Origin of the sequence: Streptomyces inhibens, from assembly GCF_022221585.1 — a bacterium.
Lineage (GTDB): Bacteria > Actinomycetota > Actinomycetes > Streptomycetales > Streptomycetaceae > Streptomyces > Streptomyces inhibens.
Genome location: NZ_CP084681.1, coordinates 214,576 through 231,356, shown reverse-complemented (window position 1 = coordinate 231,356; position 16,781 = coordinate 214,576). Strand labels below are relative to the sequence as shown.

General features: G+C 66.8%; 12 protein-coding genes and 6 pseudogenes. 9 read left to right on the top strand and 9 right to left on the bottom strand.

Annotated features, from left to right (window positions below; translation table 11 throughout):
* Positions 1-47 precede the first annotated feature (47 nt).
* Entirely contained in the window at positions 48-437 is a 390-nt protein-coding gene (locus tag KI385_RS01135) for a peptidase inhibitor family I36 protein (protein ID WP_238570368.1), read from the bottom strand.
* Positions 438-1,470: 1,033 nt separating this feature from the next.
* Here KI385_RS01135 and KI385_RS01130 point away from each other — a divergent pair.
* Together KI385_RS01130 and KI385_RS01125 are read left to right on the top strand one after the other, a co-directional pair.
* Positions 1,471-2,112 (top strand): hypothetical protein, encoded by a 642-nt coding sequence (locus KI385_RS01130; protein WP_238570367.1) that lies wholly within the window; start codon positions 1,471-1,473, stop codon positions 2,110-2,112.
* Between the two features lie 174 nt (positions 2,113-2,286).
* Complete coding sequence (locus tag KI385_RS01125) at positions 2,287-2,613, top strand: hypothetical protein (RefSeq protein ID WP_238570366.1); 327 nt, start codon at positions 2,287-2,289, stop codon at positions 2,611-2,613.
* A gap of 12 nt (positions 2,614-2,625) precedes the next feature.
* Here KI385_RS01125 and KI385_RS01120 read toward each other — a convergent pair.
* Positions 2,626-3,266: pseudogene (locus KI385_RS01120) on the bottom strand (IS5 family transposase); the annotation flags it as partial.
* A gap of 119 nt (positions 3,267-3,385) precedes the next feature.
* Here KI385_RS01120 and KI385_RS01115 point away from each other — a divergent pair.
* Entirely contained in the window at positions 3,386-4,000 is a 615-nt protein-coding gene (locus tag KI385_RS01115) for a phytoene desaturase family protein (RefSeq protein ID WP_238570365.1), read from the top strand.
* Here the strand turns inward: KI385_RS01115 and KI385_RS01110 are convergent.
* Positions 3,981-5,447 carry an IPT/TIG domain-containing protein gene (locus KI385_RS01110; protein WP_238577507.1) on the bottom strand — a complete coding sequence of 489 codons (1,467 nt, stop codon included), beginning with the start codon at positions 5,445-5,447 and terminating at the stop codon, positions 3,981-3,983. The two genes, KI385_RS01115 and KI385_RS01110, sit on opposite strands and share 20 nt — an antisense overlap.
* 829 nt (positions 5,448-6,276) lie before the next feature.
* A pseudogene (gene tpg / locus KI385_RS01105) lies at positions 6,277-6,588 on the bottom strand (telomere-protecting terminal protein Tpg); the annotation flags it as partial.
* 113 nt (positions 6,589-6,701) lie between these two features.
* Between tpg and KI385_RS01100 the strand changes: the two are divergent.
* The 3 genes and pseudogenes from KI385_RS01100 to KI385_RS01090 all read left to right on the top strand — a co-directional run.
* Positions 6,702-7,705, top strand: a pseudogene (locus KI385_RS01100) (IS5 family transposase).
* Between the two features lie 215 nt (positions 7,706-7,920).
* Positions 7,921-8,589, top strand: coding sequence for a hypothetical protein (locus KI385_RS01095; RefSeq protein ID WP_238570364.1), 669 nt, complete (start codon positions 7,921-7,923; stop codon positions 8,587-8,589).
* A 145-nt stretch (positions 8,590-8,734) separates the two neighbouring features.
* Positions 8,735-9,610 (top strand): annotated as a pseudogene (locus tag KI385_RS01090) (IS5 family transposase); the annotation flags it as partial.
* A gap of 73 nt (positions 9,611-9,683) precedes the next feature.
* Here KI385_RS01090 and KI385_RS01085 read toward each other — a convergent pair.
* From KI385_RS01085 to KI385_RS01075, 3 genes are all read right to left on the bottom strand, one after another.
* The gene (locus KI385_RS01085) at positions 9,684-10,286 is read right to left on the bottom strand and encodes a hypothetical protein (protein WP_238570363.1); all 603 of its coding nucleotides are present in this window, start codon (positions 10,284-10,286) and stop codon (positions 9,684-9,686) included.
* Positions 10,287-10,396: 110 nt separating this feature from the next.
* On the bottom strand, positions 10,397-11,095 hold the full coding sequence (locus tag KI385_RS01080) for an LPXTG cell wall anchor domain-containing protein (RefSeq protein WP_238570362.1): 699 nt from the start codon (positions 11,093-11,095) through the stop codon (positions 10,397-10,399).
* Between the two features lie 608 nt (positions 11,096-11,703).
* Positions 11,704-12,417 carry a hypothetical protein gene (locus KI385_RS01075; protein WP_238570361.1) on the bottom strand — a complete coding sequence of 238 codons (714 nt, stop codon included), beginning with the start codon at positions 12,415-12,417 and terminating at the stop codon, positions 11,704-11,706.
* Between the two features lie 209 nt (positions 12,418-12,626).
* Here KI385_RS01075 and KI385_RS01070 point away from each other — a divergent pair.
* Positions 12,627-13,507: pseudogene (locus tag KI385_RS01070) on the top strand (IS5 family transposase).
* An 11-nt stretch (positions 13,508-13,518) separates the two neighbouring features.
* Here the strand turns inward: KI385_RS01070 and KI385_RS01065 are convergent.
* The gene (locus tag KI385_RS01065; protein ID WP_238570360.1) at positions 13,519-14,274 is read right to left on the bottom strand and encodes a class I SAM-dependent methyltransferase; all 756 of its coding nucleotides are present in this window, start codon (positions 14,272-14,274) and stop codon (positions 13,519-13,521) included.
* A gap of 197 nt (positions 14,275-14,471) precedes the next feature.
* On the opposite strand from KI385_RS01065, the gene KI385_RS01060 reads away from it, so the two are divergent.
* Together KI385_RS01060 and KI385_RS01055 are read left to right on the top strand one after the other, a co-directional pair.
* Complete coding sequence (locus KI385_RS01060) at positions 14,472-14,723, top strand: hypothetical protein (RefSeq protein WP_238570359.1); 252 nt, start codon at positions 14,472-14,474, stop codon at positions 14,721-14,723.
* Positions 14,724-15,450: 727 nt separating this feature from the next.
* The gene (locus KI385_RS01055) at positions 15,451-16,092 is read left to right on the top strand and encodes an SMI1/KNR4 family protein (protein ID WP_238570358.1); all 642 of its coding nucleotides are present in this window, start codon (positions 15,451-15,453) and stop codon (positions 16,090-16,092) included.
* Here the strand turns inward: KI385_RS01055 and KI385_RS01050 are convergent.
* A pseudogene (locus KI385_RS01050) lies at positions 16,087-16,733 on the bottom strand (IS5 family transposase). The gene KI385_RS01055 and the pseudogene KI385_RS01050 overlap by 6 nt on opposite strands.
* Positions 16,734-16,781: the final 48 nt, after the last annotated feature.

Genomic DNA, 16,781 nt, shown 5'->3' with positions numbered 1-16,781 from the left:
CGGGGGTACCGGTAGCGCTACCGGTACCCCCGCGAGGTCGGCTGTGCTCAGAGGAACTTGAGCGACTGGGCCAGGTTGTCGAAACCGTTGTTCGTCAGGTCCCCGTCGCTCGAATTGGCCGTGGCGAAATACGTCCTACCGGTGTATCCCCTGTCCGAGTACAGCACGATGTCGTGCGAGGTCTGATTGTTCATCGAGCTGGCACCATCGCTGCACGCGCCGCTGTTGTTCGTCCAGTAGTTGTCGTCGAGGTTGTCGTCACTGTCGGTGAAGGTGCACCAGCCACCTGTGTAGTCGTCGTCGTGATAGATCGTGAATTCCTCGGACTGGACCTTGGTCGTGCTGGAGTCAGCCGCGAGAGCGGACGGAGCAACGATCGCCAAAGCGACGCCCGCTACGACCGTGACACTGAGCGCGGAAAAGATGCTGCGCTTCACGCAATTCCCCCTCGTGTGAAGGGACGCCGGTCTCCTAACGCCCCTCTGGCACCTGACTGCCAGGCACCTTCCTTCAGAATGCCGGGACGCCTCGCGGGCGTCGTTAGCAGAAAGTCATCGGTTCCTTAGCAATGCGTACATACGACGAAGCACGCACCAGCCGTGACAAACAACGCGGCCGTAGCCCATAGAACTACCCCCCGTCATCACGAAGACCGCGGCAGTGCCAGGGCCTGTCCGGTGGGTCGAGTGGCTCATGCCCGGACCTGTCGGGACACGGGCGGAGGTGTATCCGTGTCAAGGCGGGGTCGATGGCGCCTTTCGTTCGTTTTGGCTCTCTATTCCAGGCTTGTGGATGTCCAGGTGGGTGTGGCGTGCGTAGCGTCGTGCTCCGGCCCGGGCCGCTGGGGCGGGCCTTTGGTAGAAGGGCAGGACGTTCATGGCCAGTGGGGATACGACTCCGGAGGAGCGCCTGGAGGGCTGCGGGGGCTGTTAACGGGCACGCGGCGCGACTCCCGCGCGGCGCGGGTGGCCCGGGCAGTCCGAGAAGACGAACGTGCTCTTCGGGGCGGCGTTGCATGCCGCGGACCGGCTGCGGGAGGGGAAGACGGCGACTGACCTGGAGCAGAAGCTGCACGCGGTGCTGAGGTCGGCACTGTCGGACCAGGAGATCAGGGACTGGGGGCGGGGCTGTCGAACCGGGCGCAGCGCGCAGAGGCCGGCGAGGAGACCGAGGCCGGTGAGGGACAGCGGGCTGAGCCCGCCGTGTTCAGGGTGAAGCTGGAGGCGGATTCCTTCCTCGTCAAGCGGGCGGTCGGCGACCAGGGCGGGGGAAGGACGAGATCTACTGGTGTGTTTCGTCCAGCAGCGACAAGAAACCGGGCGACACCGTCTTCCACTCGCAGGAGTTCGGGGCGGCTACGGCGGGCAAGACCTTCACCTTCAGCGCGCCGAAGCGGACGCTCTTCGAGGGGCCGGCGAGCAACGGTGTGGCGCTGGGGTCTACTGCTGGGAAGCCGACCAAAGCACCAGTATGTGGTACGACGCGCTCCACAGAATCCTGCAAGAGCTGAACGACCTTCTGTTCGACACCTCGATGTGGGAGCTGATCACCGGGATCGGCGATGCCGGGCTGATCGGCTATGTCGTCGAGGTCGTCGAGCTCGGCATCTTCTTGATGGATCACCTGCGTAATGAGGACGACCTGTCCTGTTGCCGCGGGCTCTTCATGGACCAGTACGAGTTGGTCATCCTCTCGCACCGCGGAACGAGCGACTATCACTTCAACGGCGACGCCCACCATGTGCTGAAGGTGAAGTCCACCGGCGAGGAGGTGCCCTTCCCGACCGGCACCCTGGAGTACGTCGTGCGCACCGGCGACACGTGGGGAGTGCCGATCGCCATGGAGTGGGAGTCCATGACGCCCCCGGCTCTGGCCTCCTACAACGGCAAGCTCTATGCCGCGTTCGTCCGCCCCGGCGAGAAGGCTGTGATGTGGACCCGCCTGGAGGGGCAGGTTTGGAGCAGCCCGCAGGCGCTCAGCGGCGATCACAGCTACTACGCGCCTGCCCTGGCCGTGGGACTCGGCAAGCTGTTCTACGCTTTCACCGGCGGAGACGGCGGGCTGTACTGGCGCACCTGCACCGAGAGCGGAGGCTGGACGGACAGGGGGTAGTTCCCGAACACATACGAGCCGGAGTTTGCGCCGGCCCTGGCGGAGCACTCGGACCGGATGTGGCTGACGCACCTCGGTGTCAACGAAAAGCTCTGTCTCAACACCCACAACGGCCAAGCCTGGAGCAATAGCACTTCCAACAACCTCGGCTGGCGGGTGCGAAACCCTGTCGCCATGGCTCCCAACAACGGCGGGCTGTGGCGGGTCGCCCGCGGGCAGAACAGCGAGATCTACAACAGCCTGTGGTTCAACAGCTCCTGGCTGCGTGCGGAAACCCCGGCAGGCTGGCGCTCTACCCATGGCCTGGGCCTCGCCGCCCATGAAGGCAAACCATGGACCTTCCTGCGCGGCGAAGACCGTCTTCTGCACACGGCGAGCTACCTGGGGCAGTGGAGCAACGCCACTCTGGTCAGCGGACAGGCAGCCAAACCGATGGACGAGCCGACCGCTGCCTCCCACAAATACAAGCTGTACGTGATGTACCGCGCCGCTAGGGACTGACCGTCCGGCGAGTCAGGTGCGGAGCCATAGGCGTACGGCAGCAACGGTCACGGTGCCCTGGAAGACGTACGCCCTTTTGCCGAAGCGTGTGGCCACGGCCCCCGGTAGACCTTCAACCGGTTGATCAGCCGCTCGACTTCGTTCCTGCGTACGTAGCGTGCCGGGTTGAAGCCGGCGGGCCTGCCGCCGTTGCTGCCACGGCGTTGGCGGTGGTCCTGTTGGTCACGGCGTTCGGGGGTGGTGTGCTTGATCTGCCGGCGCCGCAGGTAACGGCGGTTGCGTCGGGATGAGTACGCTTTGTCGCCGCTCAGGTGATCGGGCCGGGTGCGAGGATGGCCGCCGGCCGGACGGGGCACGCGAATGCGTTCCAGGACCGGGTTCATCTGCGGGGCATCGCCCCACTGCCCAGGCGTGACCAGTATGGCCAACGGCCGCAGTCCGCCCTCACCCGCCAAGTGGATCTTTGTCGTCAGCCCGCCGCGTGAACGGCCGAGGGCTTCATCTGGACGGTGCTGGGCGGGCCAAGTGCGCTTGCCGGGCTTCCTCGGCACCTGCGTGCGTGCGCCGGCGGCATGCTGGTGAGCACGGCACACGGTGGAGTCCACACTCACCATGGACCAGTCGATGCGGCCTTCCGCGTCGGCATCAGCCTGTGTGACGATTCATCGGACAGGCCCTAACAGAATGCGGCCGGAGGCCAAGCCGCCGTACGCCTCGTACAGCTGGGCTATGCCACCGCCGTTCAGGAGCTTGTTGCCGACGACGGCCGGTCGTGGTGGGCCAGCAGCACGTACTGGACCCCTCACGGGTCCCGCCGGGCCGCGCCGCGCTCTGGGTGCAGCTCCAGGAGGTTCCGTTCGCGCCGTCGTCCGATGCCGCGGGCGAGCTGGACGTCTCGGCGGGTTGGGACGACGAGCGGCTGGTCGCGGGCTATGTGGAGCGGGTGCTCGGCCGGATCGAGGTGCATGCCCCGGGCCTGCGCGCCCTGGTAACCCGGTGGAGTGCGGTCAGTCCGGCGGGGATCGCCGCAGCCAACCGCAACGCCGTCCGCGGCGACCCCTACGGCGGCTCCGCCGAGCTCGACCCGAACCTGATCTGGCGGCCGGGGCCGTCGTCGAGCCGCCACCGCACCGCGGTACCCGGACTCTGGCACATCGGTGCCTCGACTCATCCCGGCCCCGGTCTCTCCGGGGGTTCCGGACGCCTGGTCGCCCGGCAGCTGCTCGGCCGTGCCGCACAGCTCCGGGGCCTGATCGCCGCAGGGCGAACGGTCCTGCGGCGATCCCGCGCCCGGGCACGGTTCGACCGGTCGGCGGCAAGGGCCCGGGCTGCTCTAAGGGCCACCCCGGGAACGAGGCGTGCGGACGCTACCGTCCGGTGTAGGTGAACTCGTCGGCCGGGCTGGTGGGAGAGGTGGCCTTGCCGACCGTCACGGTGATGTTCACCGTCTGGTGGTCGTCGAGCTGACCGGGCGCGGTTGCGGTGATCTGGCCGGTGGAGACGAACTTGACCGAATCGGATGCCTTGTCCTTGAAGTGCACGGTGGCGCCAGCGGCGAAGCCCGAGCCGCTGATGGTGACCGGGGTGCCGACCTTTCCGCTGGTCGGGCTGACCGCACTGACCACCACAGGTGCGGGTCCGCCATAGGCGAACTGCCCCATCGCGACGGCCGGGGAGGTGCCGAGGGTGTTGGTGACGCGGACGTGGACGACGCCGGTTCCGTTGGGGACCTGAGCGGTGATCCTGATGCCGGAGGGGTCGATGTCGCGCGTGGTGCAGGCGAACTGGCCGAAGTCGACCATGCTGTCCCGACTGAAACCGGTGCCGTTGATGGTCACCGTGGCGCCTGGTGCGCCGAAGGTGGGGGTCACGTCGGTCACCACCGGCCCGGAAGGGACGGCAGGCGCCCCCACCAGGTCCAGGTAGGTGGAGTTGGCGTGCTGGAAGGCGACCTGCCCGAGGAAGTCCTGGGTGGTCTTGTTGACCAGGTTCTTGGCAAGGCTCGTGTATCCGGTGTTCATCAGGGAGAGCGTGCCGGGCTGGACGTAGACGTTGCCCCTGGTGCGCTTGGAGATCGCCCCGATGAGCAGCTTCACTTCTTCGGTCGCCTGCGGTCCCGGGCTCGGGTACCAGCCGGCGGTGGTGTCGAGATCGGCCCACGCGTGCGGTACCAGGTCGTAGGCGTTGTTCTGGCGCTCGTCGATGACCCACGGCACGGAGTCGAAGTAGTCGACGAAGCTCTGCGTGCCGGCGGTGGGAGCGGCATAGGTGATCACCGCGAACTTCGGCTGTTTCGGCCAGGTCTGTGCCTGCAGGTACGGCGCGAGCATGGTGGCGATGCAACCGCCCAGGCTGTGACCGGTCAGATAGACGGTCGGCTGCGGCGAGGAGGGCGCCGCCTTGAGCGCGACGGCGAGCGCCTGAGCGAGCGTGACGTTCGGGGAGGGTGAGGCGATCGAGCGGGCGTTGACAACCCGTTTGAACGCATCCATCGCCCCCTTGGAAACGGCGATGGGCTTCGGCGATCCGCTTTCGGGGAACGGGACGACTGTGCCGACCTCGAGGTCCTCGAGGATGTCGGTCAGATCGGCGTCCGTTCCGCGAGCGACCACGGCGAACTCGTTCGAGCCGTTGGTGCTCCGTGCGATGTAGGCCATATTGGCGTTGGCCTCGCTCAGGGCGAGCCACACCAGCTTCCACGCGCCCTGCGTCGCAAGGCTGAGATCGCTCAGTTGCGCGTCGATGCCGGTGATGATTCGTTCGGTCTGATGCTCCGGGGTTTCCCCGGACGGACGCGGGGTAGCCCCGGTGGCTGCAAGGGCAGCCAGGGTCATGGTCACCTGGGCGATTGTCGGATCGGGTGCCATCGTCGTTCCTGCTCCTCGGATATTTTGCCGGTGCGGAGTCGGGACGGCCTTTCGGCAGCATCAGGGCAGATCTGTGCCGAACCGACCGTCAGATTGGATCGCGCACAATCAGACCTCCCCTCTGCGTTGTCCGGTGCTTTTCCTGCCTTCAGGTTGACCAGGTTCACCTTGTTGGCCCTTCGTCATACGTGTGTGCGGTACGCCGAGCCACGTGATGCTGAGGCTTTCCACGCCGCCTATCCGCGCGGGCTCATAGTTGGCCAGTTGAGCATGTCTCTCAAGCGGATGCGTGCTCTCAAGGCGCAGGTCAAGCTTGAGCAAGGATTTGGGCCCTTTGACGGCCGTACTGTGCGACCGCTCGCGGCACGTCGTCGAAGTACTCTTCCCAGAACCCAAGTCGTTGCCACTCAGGGGGCGCCAGCGTCAACCGTCCGTCGTCGAGCTGGGCAACCCAGCAGTTCGGAACGCGGTCCACCACGACCGTGAACATGGCCGCGTCCCAAAGCCCGGGACTCTCTCTGGATCCCCCGTTGTAACCCTGCTCTGGAAGTCGCAGGAGGCACCGACCTGCTGTGGTGATGATCTCCAGAACCGGATACTCCTCTCCGATTCGTATGCCGGGATGCTCCGGCACGGTCTCACCACTGGTGGGGCTGATGATCTGGGCGCAGCGAACTATCACAGCCGGAGAGTACGGGGCATTGCTCCGGAACGCTCAGCTGGCCAGATGTCGCGCTCACTGGCCAATTGAAGTAGTCAGCCACAGCGGCTTGTGGCTTTCGCCCTCCGACAAGTACTAGCTGTAGTCGAGCTCCACGTAGTCGATGTCGCTGAACTCGACCAGGAGGCCGTCGGCGCGGCGGCCGCGGTTTTTGAAGTAGATCTCCTGGAGTCCTTCGGCGGCGATGTTCTGCAGCTGCTGCTCGGTGGCGCCGGCGGCTTGGGCGTCGAAGGGCCGGGCCGCGAACTGCGGGGGCAGGTGCTGGCTGATCAGCCGGATCCGCCCGTCATCGGTGGTGACGAGGGCTGCGGTGAAGCCGAAGTGGGCCCGGGCCTCGATGATGATGCCGCCGGTGGACGCGGCGCGCTGCTGAGCCTTCTGGCGCACAAGGTCCACGACGGGACGCCGTGCACGCCCCACCCCGTTAGGGCCTGTGTGATGTCGTGATCAATCTTGCGATCCGGATCCGCCCGGAAGGCGGATCCGGTAGGAAGGCGGTCGTGACGCGTAGCCAACTCACCGACGAGCAGTGGAAGTTGATCGAGCCGTTCCTGCCGATAGGCGAGTACGGCCCGTACCCCGGGCGGCTGCGGGAGCAGTTCGAGGGGGTGATCTGGCGGTTCCGCACCAGCAGTCAGTGGCGGGAGATGCCGCATGAGTTCGGCCCGTGGTCGACGGTCTACGGCCGCTTTCGGGTGTGGAGGGACGCCGGTGTCTTCACCGCACTGCTGGAAGGCGTGATCGCCGAGGCCGCCCGCCAGGGGAAGACGGACTTGTCCCTGGTCAGCGTGGACTCCACTGCCGCCCGCGCCCACCACGACGCCGCCGGGATGCGCATCGGCAAGGAGGTCATGGACGCCCTTGAGGAAGCCGCCGCCGAGCAGGAGCGGGCCCGGCAAAAGGGGGCCGCCGGCCAGAACAGAACGGGCAGGACGGCAATGACGACCCCGAGCAGGAAGAGCGGCGGCGCATCAGGCGACGGCGCAAGCTCCGCTTGAAGGAAGCCCAGCTCGGCAGATCCCGTGGTGGGCTGACGAGCAAGATTCATCTTGCCGCAGACCGCAAGTGCCGTCCGTTGTCACTCGTCCTGACCGCAGGACAGGCCGCCGACAGCCCCCAGTTCGTCCCCGTGCTGCAAAAGGTGAGGGTCCGTCTGCCTGTCGGCCGTCCCCGGACCCGGCCTGCCGCTGTCGCCGCGGACAAAGCCTACTCATCCCGCGCCAACCGCTCCTACCTGCGGAAACGCAACATCAAGGCAGTCATCCCGGAGAAGAAGGACCAAGCCGCCAACCGGAAGAAGAAAGGCAGCCGGGGCGGCCGGCCCACACGCCACAACGCCGATCTCTACAAGGAACGGAATACCGTCGAGCGCCTGATCAACAAGCTGAAGGCCTGGCGGGGCATCGCGACTCGATACGACAAGACGCCCGAGAGCTACCTCGCCGGCCTCCACCTCCGCGCCTCGATGATCTGGATCAACGACCTCCTGAAGCCAACTGGTTGATCACAACATCACACAGGCCCTAGCACGGAGTCGAGAGGACAGATGCATCGCCACCATGCTGGACGGCTGGTTCGATGTGACGCGCCGCTGCTGCCGATGCGGGGCGTGGGCATCGATTCAGGCACTGCAGGAAGACTGGAGCTGCGTGTGCGGACCGTACAGCGTGAACGGTTCCGCCAGCGGTCCTTATGTGGCGGCAAACATGACGCACGCGGATGTCATCCCATTCGTTCTCATCGCAGTGCCCGGATTGCCTCAGCGAGCAGCCTACGAGTCTCATCGATTGGCAGCGCATCGACGGTCAGGCGATCGAAGATAATTCTCCAAGAGTCCGTATCGCGCTGGTTGGTAATAAATTGCGCCGAGCGGGCGGGTCTCCCGCCGTGGCAGATCCGGGCATCGTGCTATGGCGGCTGCGCCCGCAATCCGGCAAGATCCGGCGCCATGGATCAGGGGATGCTGCGGTCTTAGCCGCGAGTGTTGCCGGCATCACAGGTGCTGTCGGTGCGGCTGCCGGAGCTGCGCTCGCCGGACGCGCAACGCGGAATCAGGTGATCAAGGAGTACGCGGCGCAAAGAGCAGCCAGGCTCGAAGAGCAGATACGGCTCGCCTGCGATTCGTTCCACGAGCGGGGAATGGCCGCGCTTCAAGCGGCAAAGGCGTTGGAGGAAGCGATCTGCAATGCACGCAGCGACCGCGTGGAGGAGCAATCCTTCGCGGAGGCCATCAGCGCCGCCCTCGCGGCAACTTCCGCCGTGAGGCGGTGCCTTCCCGAACTCGAACTTCCTGCCCGCGAGTGGTGCGTAGCCATCAAACCAGCAGCAGATGCGGCCCGCGCACTTCGCAGCGATCCAGAGGCAGCGGGTAACCCTCACTCCCCCTGAACCTCCATCGGAAGTCGGCATGGGCCCGCGAAGACTGCGCTCTTCAGGCCTTCTGGAAGCACGTACACGACGCAAAAAAATGATCTGCCTTAGCGCCTGTCTGACGGGTTAGAGACGACGGGGGCGAGGACTCGTTCCAGGGCGTGTGGGGCGGGGTGATCTCAATGACGCGGAGTGGGCCAGGCTGAAGCCGCACTTGCCCAGGAACGTTGGTCGGGGCGGGCGTTGGAAGTGTCACCGCAGAGTGATCAACGGGATTCTGTTCCGGTTACGGACCGGTATCCCGTGGCGCGACCTGCCCGCCCGATTCGGTAAGTGGCAGACGGTATACGACCGGCATCGCCGCTGGTCGGCGGACGGCACGTGGGAGAGGATCCTGCGGGCCGTCCGAGCCGATGCCGATGCCCAAGGGAGAATCGACTGGTCGATGGCGAGCGTGGACTCGACGGTCTGCCGGGCCCACCAGCACGCTGAGGGCGCCCGCCATCAGCCCCCGAAATGGGCGGGCAAGCGAGCCCGGCCTGCCCGCCACCGGGACGACGAAGGGCTCGGCCGATCCCGCGGCGGACTCACCACGAAGATCCACCTAGTTGGGGAAGGCGGCCTGCGGGCCTTGGCCCGGTTGATCACTCCAGGTCAGTGGGGCGACGCACCCCAGATGATTCCGGTCCTGGACGGCATCCGCGTCCCCCGCCCCAACGGCGGGCACCCGCGTACCCGCCCAAACCACCTCAGCGGCGACCGGGCCTACAGCTCTCGGCACAATCGTCGCTACCTGCGGCGCCGTCAGATCAAGCACACCATCCCCGAGCCGAGGAACCGGCAGGCCAACCGCCTGCGGCGTGGCAGCCGTGGCGGTCGGCCCACCGGCTTCCACGAGGCCCGCTATGTCCGCAGGAACGAAGTGGAACGGCTGATCGGGAAATTGAAGATCAACCGGGCGGTTGCCACGAGGTTCGGCAAACGGGCTTATGTCTTTCACGGCCCCGTGACCGTTGCCGCAATTCGCCTGTGGTTTCGTGCAAGACCCGTCAGACGGAACCTAGGGGGCTGCTGCCGTCGGGCCGCGACGGCAGCAGCCCTCCCCGCAGGTTTCACCCCTTGCGGGGGTAGAAACCGCCGCCGGCGTCGCCGTGGGCCGTGCAGTCCATGTCGCGGTAGCGGTCGATGAAGGTGCCGGTGAGGCCGGTGAACGCGTCGTACGTCTGGTCCAGGGGCAGGTCTTTACTCACCCTGAACCGCAGCTGCACGTGGACGGACTCGCGGGGCTTCAGCGTCTTCGGGCCGGGGATGGTGCCGCGGGCGTTTCCATCGGCCTGGCGCAGCGTCTTCCAGGCGCGCTGCGAGGTGTCCCAGTACTGCAGATCGCCGTACGGGCTCAGGTCGCGCTCGCCCTCGTTGTAGACATAACTGCCCAGCTTGGCGCTGAGTTCGAACGACTTCAGCTCCTTCGCCGAGGCGTTGGTGAGCGTGGCGGTGTAGGTCGTCCAGTGAGTGCCGAGAGTGATCGACTTGGGTATGCCGAACGAGCGGCCCGCGAAGGTGTTGTTGTGGTACTGCCCGTAGGCGGTGTCGAGGTCGTAGCACGTCGGGATTTCCGCGGCAGGGGCCGCCTGGGAGGCGGGCGCGGCGGCCACCGCCACGGGGAGCAGGGCGGCCGTCGCGGCCGAGACCGACAGGGCGCGGCGCAGTTTCATGAAGATCTCATTCCTGGCTCTTCGGACCCTTGGAGCCTTTGTTTCCAGCGTCATTGAGCTCTAAGGCCATGGATCCTTGGGTTATCAGGTTCTTAGAGAAATGGTTGGGCTTACACGGTGACGTCCGTGGCGTCCGGACCGGCCACGCCCTTCCGGCGGCGCACGCCGATGACCGCACCCGCGCCGACCACGATCGCGGCTCCGCCGGCGAGAGCGAACGCCGGGAGCGCGGACGAGGAGCCGGTCGCGGCGAGGTGGGCGCCGCCCTGCGGGCTGAGGCCACCGGTGGAATCGGAACCACCCCTACCGCCACCGGACGCGGCGCTCTGGCTGGGCTCGGCCGTGCCACCCGGCTTGCCCGGCTCACTCGGCTTGGTGGTCGGGGGCTGCGTCGGCTTCGCGCCCGCGGGGAGGATGGTGAAGTCGTACCAGGCTTCCTTGGCCGAACCACAGGAACCGCCGCGATTGCGGTAGTCGCCGGCGGCGAGCGCGTACCCGGCGCCGGGCTTGGCGTCCTTGACCACGCGGGTGCGCAGTTGGAGCGTGATGGTGCTGCGCGGACCGACGGCGAAGAAGCCGAACAGGTCGTCGGGCGCCGCGTCATGGAAGGTCTTCCACCGCCCCGTCTTGGCGTCGCGGTACTCGGTCTCCAGCTCCCAGTACGGCCGGTCGACATCTTCGGCGGAGGATACGAGCAGGAAGGGCTGGACCTCCCCCAGGGGCTTGCCGGTGGTGTTGGTGAGCGTCATGGAGAAGGGGGTCCAGGCGCCGCCCGCAGTCAGCTGGGGCGGCAGCCCGTGGACTGCCACGTGCAACTGGTCGGACTCGAACGCGCAGGACTGACCCGCACCATCGGAATCACCGGCGTCCTTGCCTCCACCGGCGGCACCACCCGCGCCGGTGGTCCCCTGAGTGGTCCCTTCGGCGGTCCCGGCGGCTTTCGGCGGCTTCCCTGGGGCGGGACGGGCGGCCCCATCGCGGTCCTGGGATGCTAAGCCACCGGCAGCGGCTTCGCCCGGGCGCCGCGGCTCGTCCGGGTTACCCGTTCCGCCGCCGCTCGTTGCGGAATCCGCTGGCCGGTCCGCCGGTGTTGCGGCATCGGGGGAGTCGGGAGAGGCGGGCGTGCGGGGACCGGCCTCGGACACCGGCTCCGTTGCGAACGCGGCGGCAGGCGCGGCCAGTACGGCGGCGGGCGCTATCACGGCAGCCGCTGCGGCGGCCGTCAGTACACGGCGAATCTTCATCCAGCAGACCTCTCGGATCATCCCAAGTGCCGCCTGGGCGACACAGGTTGACGTTCGTCATGTTCAGGCCATGCATGACGCATGGTGTGCGTGAGTGCGCAGAACGCTTCCGTCTCTGTGGCGGTGGGGCTGCCCCGCCGGCGGTGGCTGCACCGCCACAGCCGGGCGGGTCTTTACTTGTGGGCGCTGATCACACCGCCGGCGCTGAGCACGATGTACACGCCGTTGGCGTCGACCCCCACGTCGTGCCCGTTCGTCTCCAGCGTGGCGGCCACGCCCTCGGAGCCGATGATCTGCGCGCGGTACCGCAGCTCGCCGACCTTCGTGACCTTGGCCGTCCAGCCGCCCGCGAGCTTGAAAGTGCCCGGTCCCTGGTGCTCGCCGCCCATCCAGGAGTGGACCTCGCCGCCCATCGTGAGCACGACGTACATGCCGTTGGCATCGAGCCCGGCGTCGGCGTTCTGCCCCGTCGTCTCCATCGTGGCCACGACCGAACCGTCGCTGACGATCTCGGCGCGGTAGCGCTGGGAGCCGAGGTCGTAGATCTTGGCCGTGCTGCCGTCCACCAGGGTCTGGGTGCGGACCGGGGATCCCGTCTTGGCCCTGGCGGACTGCGCGCCGCCCGACTGCTTGCCCGCAGCGACCGACTTGGTGCCGATCTTGGCATCGGGGCTCGCCTTGCCATCAGAGCTCTGAATTCCGGACCAGCCCGAGGCGGTGGACTTGGCGGCGGCAGAGTTCGTGCTCGTGTGGCCCGCGGACTTCGCGTCGGCGGCGTCCGAGCCGGAGCAGGCGGTCAGGGTGAGGCCGGCGGCTGCGGTCAGGGCCACGGCGGCAATGCGCAGGGTGCGGCGACGGGCGGTGCGGGCAGTGGTGCTGGAGCTCATTTCAGGTCCCCCCGGGGGCAGTCGGTGTCGTTGTCTCCTCGGTACGTCACCCACTCTGGTCTGGGCCACTATCGAGAAGCTGCCGCTCCGCTAACAACCGGCTAACACGGGTGTGAGTGGGGGAAGAGGCCACGCGACCCATCGGACACGTCCAATGGCCTGTCCGGCGGATCTTGTGACCGTCGTGGTCCCGGATCGTTGGCATGGTCATGAGGCGGGGAGATCTGACGAACGCGGAGTGGGTTCGACTCAGGCCACGTCTGCCGAAATCCGGGCAGCGTGGTGGCCGTTGAGCCAGTCATCGCAGGCTCATCAACGGGATCTTGTGCCGGGTTCGCGCCGGGATGCCATGGCGGGATCTGCCTGCACGTTTCGGTCCGTGGAAGGCCGTGTACGAGCGACACAGACGCTGGTCGGCAGACGGCACGTGGGACAAGATCTTCGCGGCCGTCCTGGCCGACGCCGACGCTGAAGGCCGGATCGACTGGTCGATGGTGAACGTCGATTCGACCACCTGCCGGGCCCACCAGCACGCCGCCGGGGCCCGCAGGAGCGTTCCGCGAGTGCCGGGAAAAGACGCACGCCCCGGGAGCACCGCCCCGACGAGGGACTCGGACGCTCCCGGGGCGGCCTGACCTGCAAGATCCATCTCGTCGGTGAGGGCGGGCGCAGCCCGCTGGCCCTGCTGGTCACCCTGGGCCAGTGGGGCGAGGCCCCGCAGCTCATCCCGGTCATGGAACGCATCCGCGTCGGCCGGCCGGGCGGCGGACACCCGCGCACCAGGCCGGACCACCTCGGCGGCGATAGGGCGTACTCGTCCCGCCGCAACCGTCGCCACCTGAGACGACGCCAGATCAAGCACACCATCCCCGAGCCGAAGACGCAGCGGGCCAACCGGCAAGCCCGCGGCAGAAAGGGCGGCCGACCCGTCGGCTTCGACAAGACGATCTACAAGCGCAGGAACGAAGTGGAGCGGACAATCAACACCCTGAAGAACTTCCGGGCAGCGGCCACGAGGTTCGACAAACGCGCCTACATCTTCCACGGCACCGTCATCGTCGCCTCGATCCGACTCCGGCTCCGCTCGTGATCCGCCACTGGCTAGTCGTCAGAGCCGGTAGTCGACGGCGGTACCTCGACGACGAAGAACAGGAAGTTGGGTTTGGTCGAAAGGTCATGGAAGCCGTCGGGGAACAGTTCACAGGCGGCCGGGTCGGGCTGCGGCTCGCTGATGACGGCAAGGCGGAAGCCAGCGGCGGTGAAGGCATCGGTCATCGCGTGCAACGGCCTGCGCCAGAACCTCATCGGGACGGACTGTCCGTTGAACGTCCAGTCGAAGGTATGGCTGGTGGTCGCGAAATAGTCGGGCCGAGGATCCTGGAACGTGTAAGCCGCAACAGGGTGGTCCACCGAAGCGATCAGCCGGCCGCCGGGCCTGAGCACTCGCCGTAGCTCGGCCAGCGTCGGCCCCCAGTCCTCCAGGTAGTGCAGGACCAGCGACGCGACCACGTCGTCGAACGCACCGTCGGCGAACGGCAGGCGGTCGCTCAGGTCGACCACGTGCAGGGCTACGTCGTCACCGAGCCGCCGCCTGGCCAACGCCAGCATCCCGGCGCTGGCGTCGATGCCGGTGACGACCGCACCGCGATCGCGCAGTGCAGCGGACAGGGGGCCTGAGCCACAGCCGGCGTCCAGGATCCGACGGCCGGCCACGTCTCCGGCGAGGGCTAATATCGCGGGCCGCGCGTAGTGCGCGTTCACGAGGTTGTTCTCGGTTTCCGCCGAGTACGCCTCGGCGAAGCTGTCGTAGTCATTCGCCTGGTCCGGATCTGCGGGCTGGGCGAAGCTCTCGGGCACATCGGTTACTCGGTCCGTCGTGGCAGCCTAGTAGTCACATGATCTGCCGGACAGAACCTATCTAGTCCCTGGCTTCCGCCGCCGGTGGCCACGATGATCGACGAACGGGATGAAATTCGCTTGCTTGGTGAACTGTCGCCGTCGAGGAACGGGCCGTACCGGGCGGCGATTCTGGTGCAATCGAGCCGGGGCTCCACGTGTCGGTTGCTACGGAAGCGCAGGTCAGCGGTGGCTCCAAGGCCGGTGGACGCGCTCCGGAAGCCTTCCGGCTGACCACGACTGCGAGCCGCGCCCGTCAGACGGTGACAGCCATGGTCAATGGAGTGGTGTGCTTCGCTGGGCTGTTCACGGTACTGGCCCTGCCGCTCATTATTCTCCATCCCAAACATAGCGTACAGGCGGGCATTAATTTCGCCGGGGATATTCTTTTCGGTACTCCAATTTTCTGAGGGCTACTCATTATCGCCATTGTGGATTTGTTCACCGGAGATGCATTCGACGGTCGCGACCGATTCACGGTGAACGAGCAAGGAATTACTGTCGTAGACGAAAGAAGTATGCGCTGGCAGGACAACTCGTTCTCGCTTACGTGGGAGCGCCTGGAACAGGTCAGCGTAAGTGCCGGCGGCGCCTTCTTCCCTCAATCACGCCGCGATGATCCCGCGGCTTCGTTCTACGTTGGCGAATTTTGGCGGCACCATTTACAGAGAGGAGAGCGAGAGCCGCCGGAGTTCCTCGTAGCCACTGGATCAACAGAGGCAGCCACCGCGTGCGGGCGCGAAGAGTACCGGTAGAGCCTGGCTGGCTCGGCGTCCACGCCGCCCCGCCTGGTCAAGCCGTCGAAACGGAACACTCAGCGGCCAACGCGAACGCTCACTGGCCAGCTGAAGTGCTCATGTCCTGTGACACCGGACTTTGAGCGTGTGCCATCGAAGTCTGAGCGACCGGAGTCACGACGGTGTGAAGGGCTGGTGAGCTAGGGCCTGTCCGATGGGTCGGTGACGGCTTGCATCGTGGACCGTTCGCGGTCGTATGGAGCGGGGTGAGCTGTCCGATGCAGAGTGGGCTCGGTTGAAGCCGCACCTGCCGAACGTCGGGCGGGACAAGGGATGTCAGACCCATGTGCTGTTGTTGGCGGAGTGACGTTCGACGATGTTCGACGCGAAAGGGAAGCGCATGAACCGCGAGCAGTGGCAGCCGTTCCTCAAACTCTGGAGCGAGGAGTGGATCGCCGGGCACGATCCCGAGCGCGACGCGCCCTTGGATGAGGGGGCTGTGCGCAACGGCTGGCTCGGATTCGCCCCGGCGAGTGTGGATGAGGTCGCGGCAGCCGAGGCCCGCCTGGGCCGGGCATTGCCGCCCTCGCTCCGCGAGTTCCTGCTGACCACCAACGGCTGGCGGGAAGCGGGGAACTTCATCTACCGGCTCGCGGGCAGCTCTGAGCTCGCCTGGCTGGCCGATACCGATGACTCCGGCTGGATCGAGGCATACAGCGACACCGAGTTCGCCGACGAGGACGACGAGGACGACGAGGACGACGAGGACGACGAGGACGACGAGGACGACGAGGACGACGAGGACATAGAGCCCGAGGGCGAGATCCTCGCCCGTTCCCTGCGCCTCTCTCTCGAGGGCGACGCCGCCGTCATGCTCCTCGACCCCAAGGACGTCGACGAGCGCGGCGAATGGGCCGGATACTGGCTCGCCTCGTGGTCAGGGATGGGACCGGAACGCTTCGACTCCTTCTACGACCTGATGTACGACCAGTACACCGGGTTCCACAACCTCCGCGAGGGGAGAGGCGAGAGCGCGTCATGAGCGGAGCCAGAGCCGAACCGCAGCCACAGTTACGGTGCCGTGGAAGACATAGGCCCGCTCATCGAATCGGGTCGCTACGGCGCGGAAGCCTTTAAGCGCGTGGATTGTTCGTTCGGCCTCGTTTCTGCGCGTATAGCGGGCCCTGTCGAAACCGGCGGGCCGACCGCCGCGGCCGCCACGCCGCCTGCGGTTGGCCCGCTGGTCCCTCCGCTTGGGAATGGTGTGTCGGATCTGTCTACCGCTTCGTCGGGCCGATGCGGAACGGGTCGGCTGCGTAGTCCCGGTATCCGGTCCGGCCGGTGAAGGGCACCAGCGGCATGCTGGTGGGCACGGCAGATTGTGGAGTCCACGCTCACTACACTCCAGTCGATGCGGCCCTCCACGTCGGCGTCGGCCTGGACGGCCCGCAGAATCCTGTCCCACGTGCCGTCCGCTGACCATCTGCGATGCCTGTCATGAACCGTCTTCCACTTCCCGAACCGCGTCGGCAGATCCCGCCACGGGATGCCGGTCCGCTGACGGAACAGGATTCCGTTGATCACCCGACGGTGGTTCTTCCAACGCCCGCCGCGTCCAACGTCCTTCGGCAAGTGAGGCCCGAGACGGGCCCATTCCTCGTTCGACAGATCACCGCGCCCCACGCCGACCGGAACGATCGCAACGTAGGTCAGTCACGCGGACCCGTCGGA

What these genes read in the sequence shown, in the direction of transcription:
- KI385_RS01130 (WP_238570367.1), top strand. Translation starts at nt 1,471, where the DNA reads ATGTGGTACGACGCGCTCCACAGAATCCTGCAAGAGCTGAACGACCTT.
- KI385_RS01125 (WP_238570366.1), top strand. Translation starts at nt 2,287, where the DNA reads ATGGCTCCCAACAACGGCGGGCTGTGGCGGGTCGCCCGCGGGCAGAAC.
- KI385_RS01110 (WP_238577507.1), bottom strand. Translation starts at nt 5,447, where the DNA reads ATGACCCTGGCTGCCCTTGCAGCCACCGGGGCTACCCCGCGTCCGTCC.
- KI385_RS01095 (WP_238570364.1), top strand. Translation starts at nt 7,921, where the DNA reads ATGTCATCCCATTCGTTCTCATCGCAGTGCCCGGATTGCCTCAGCGAG.
- KI385_RS01085 (WP_238570363.1), bottom strand. Translation starts at nt 10,286, where the DNA reads ATGAAACTGCGCCGCGCCCTGTCGGTCTCGGCCGCGACGGCCGCCCTG.
- KI385_RS01075 (WP_238570361.1), bottom strand. Translation starts at nt 12,417, where the DNA reads ATGAGCTCCAGCACCACTGCCCGCACCGCCCGTCGCCGCACCCTGCGC.
- KI385_RS01055 (WP_238570358.1), top strand. Translation starts at nt 15,451, where the DNA reads ATGAACCGCGAGCAGTGGCAGCCGTTCCTCAAACTCTGGAGCGAGGAG.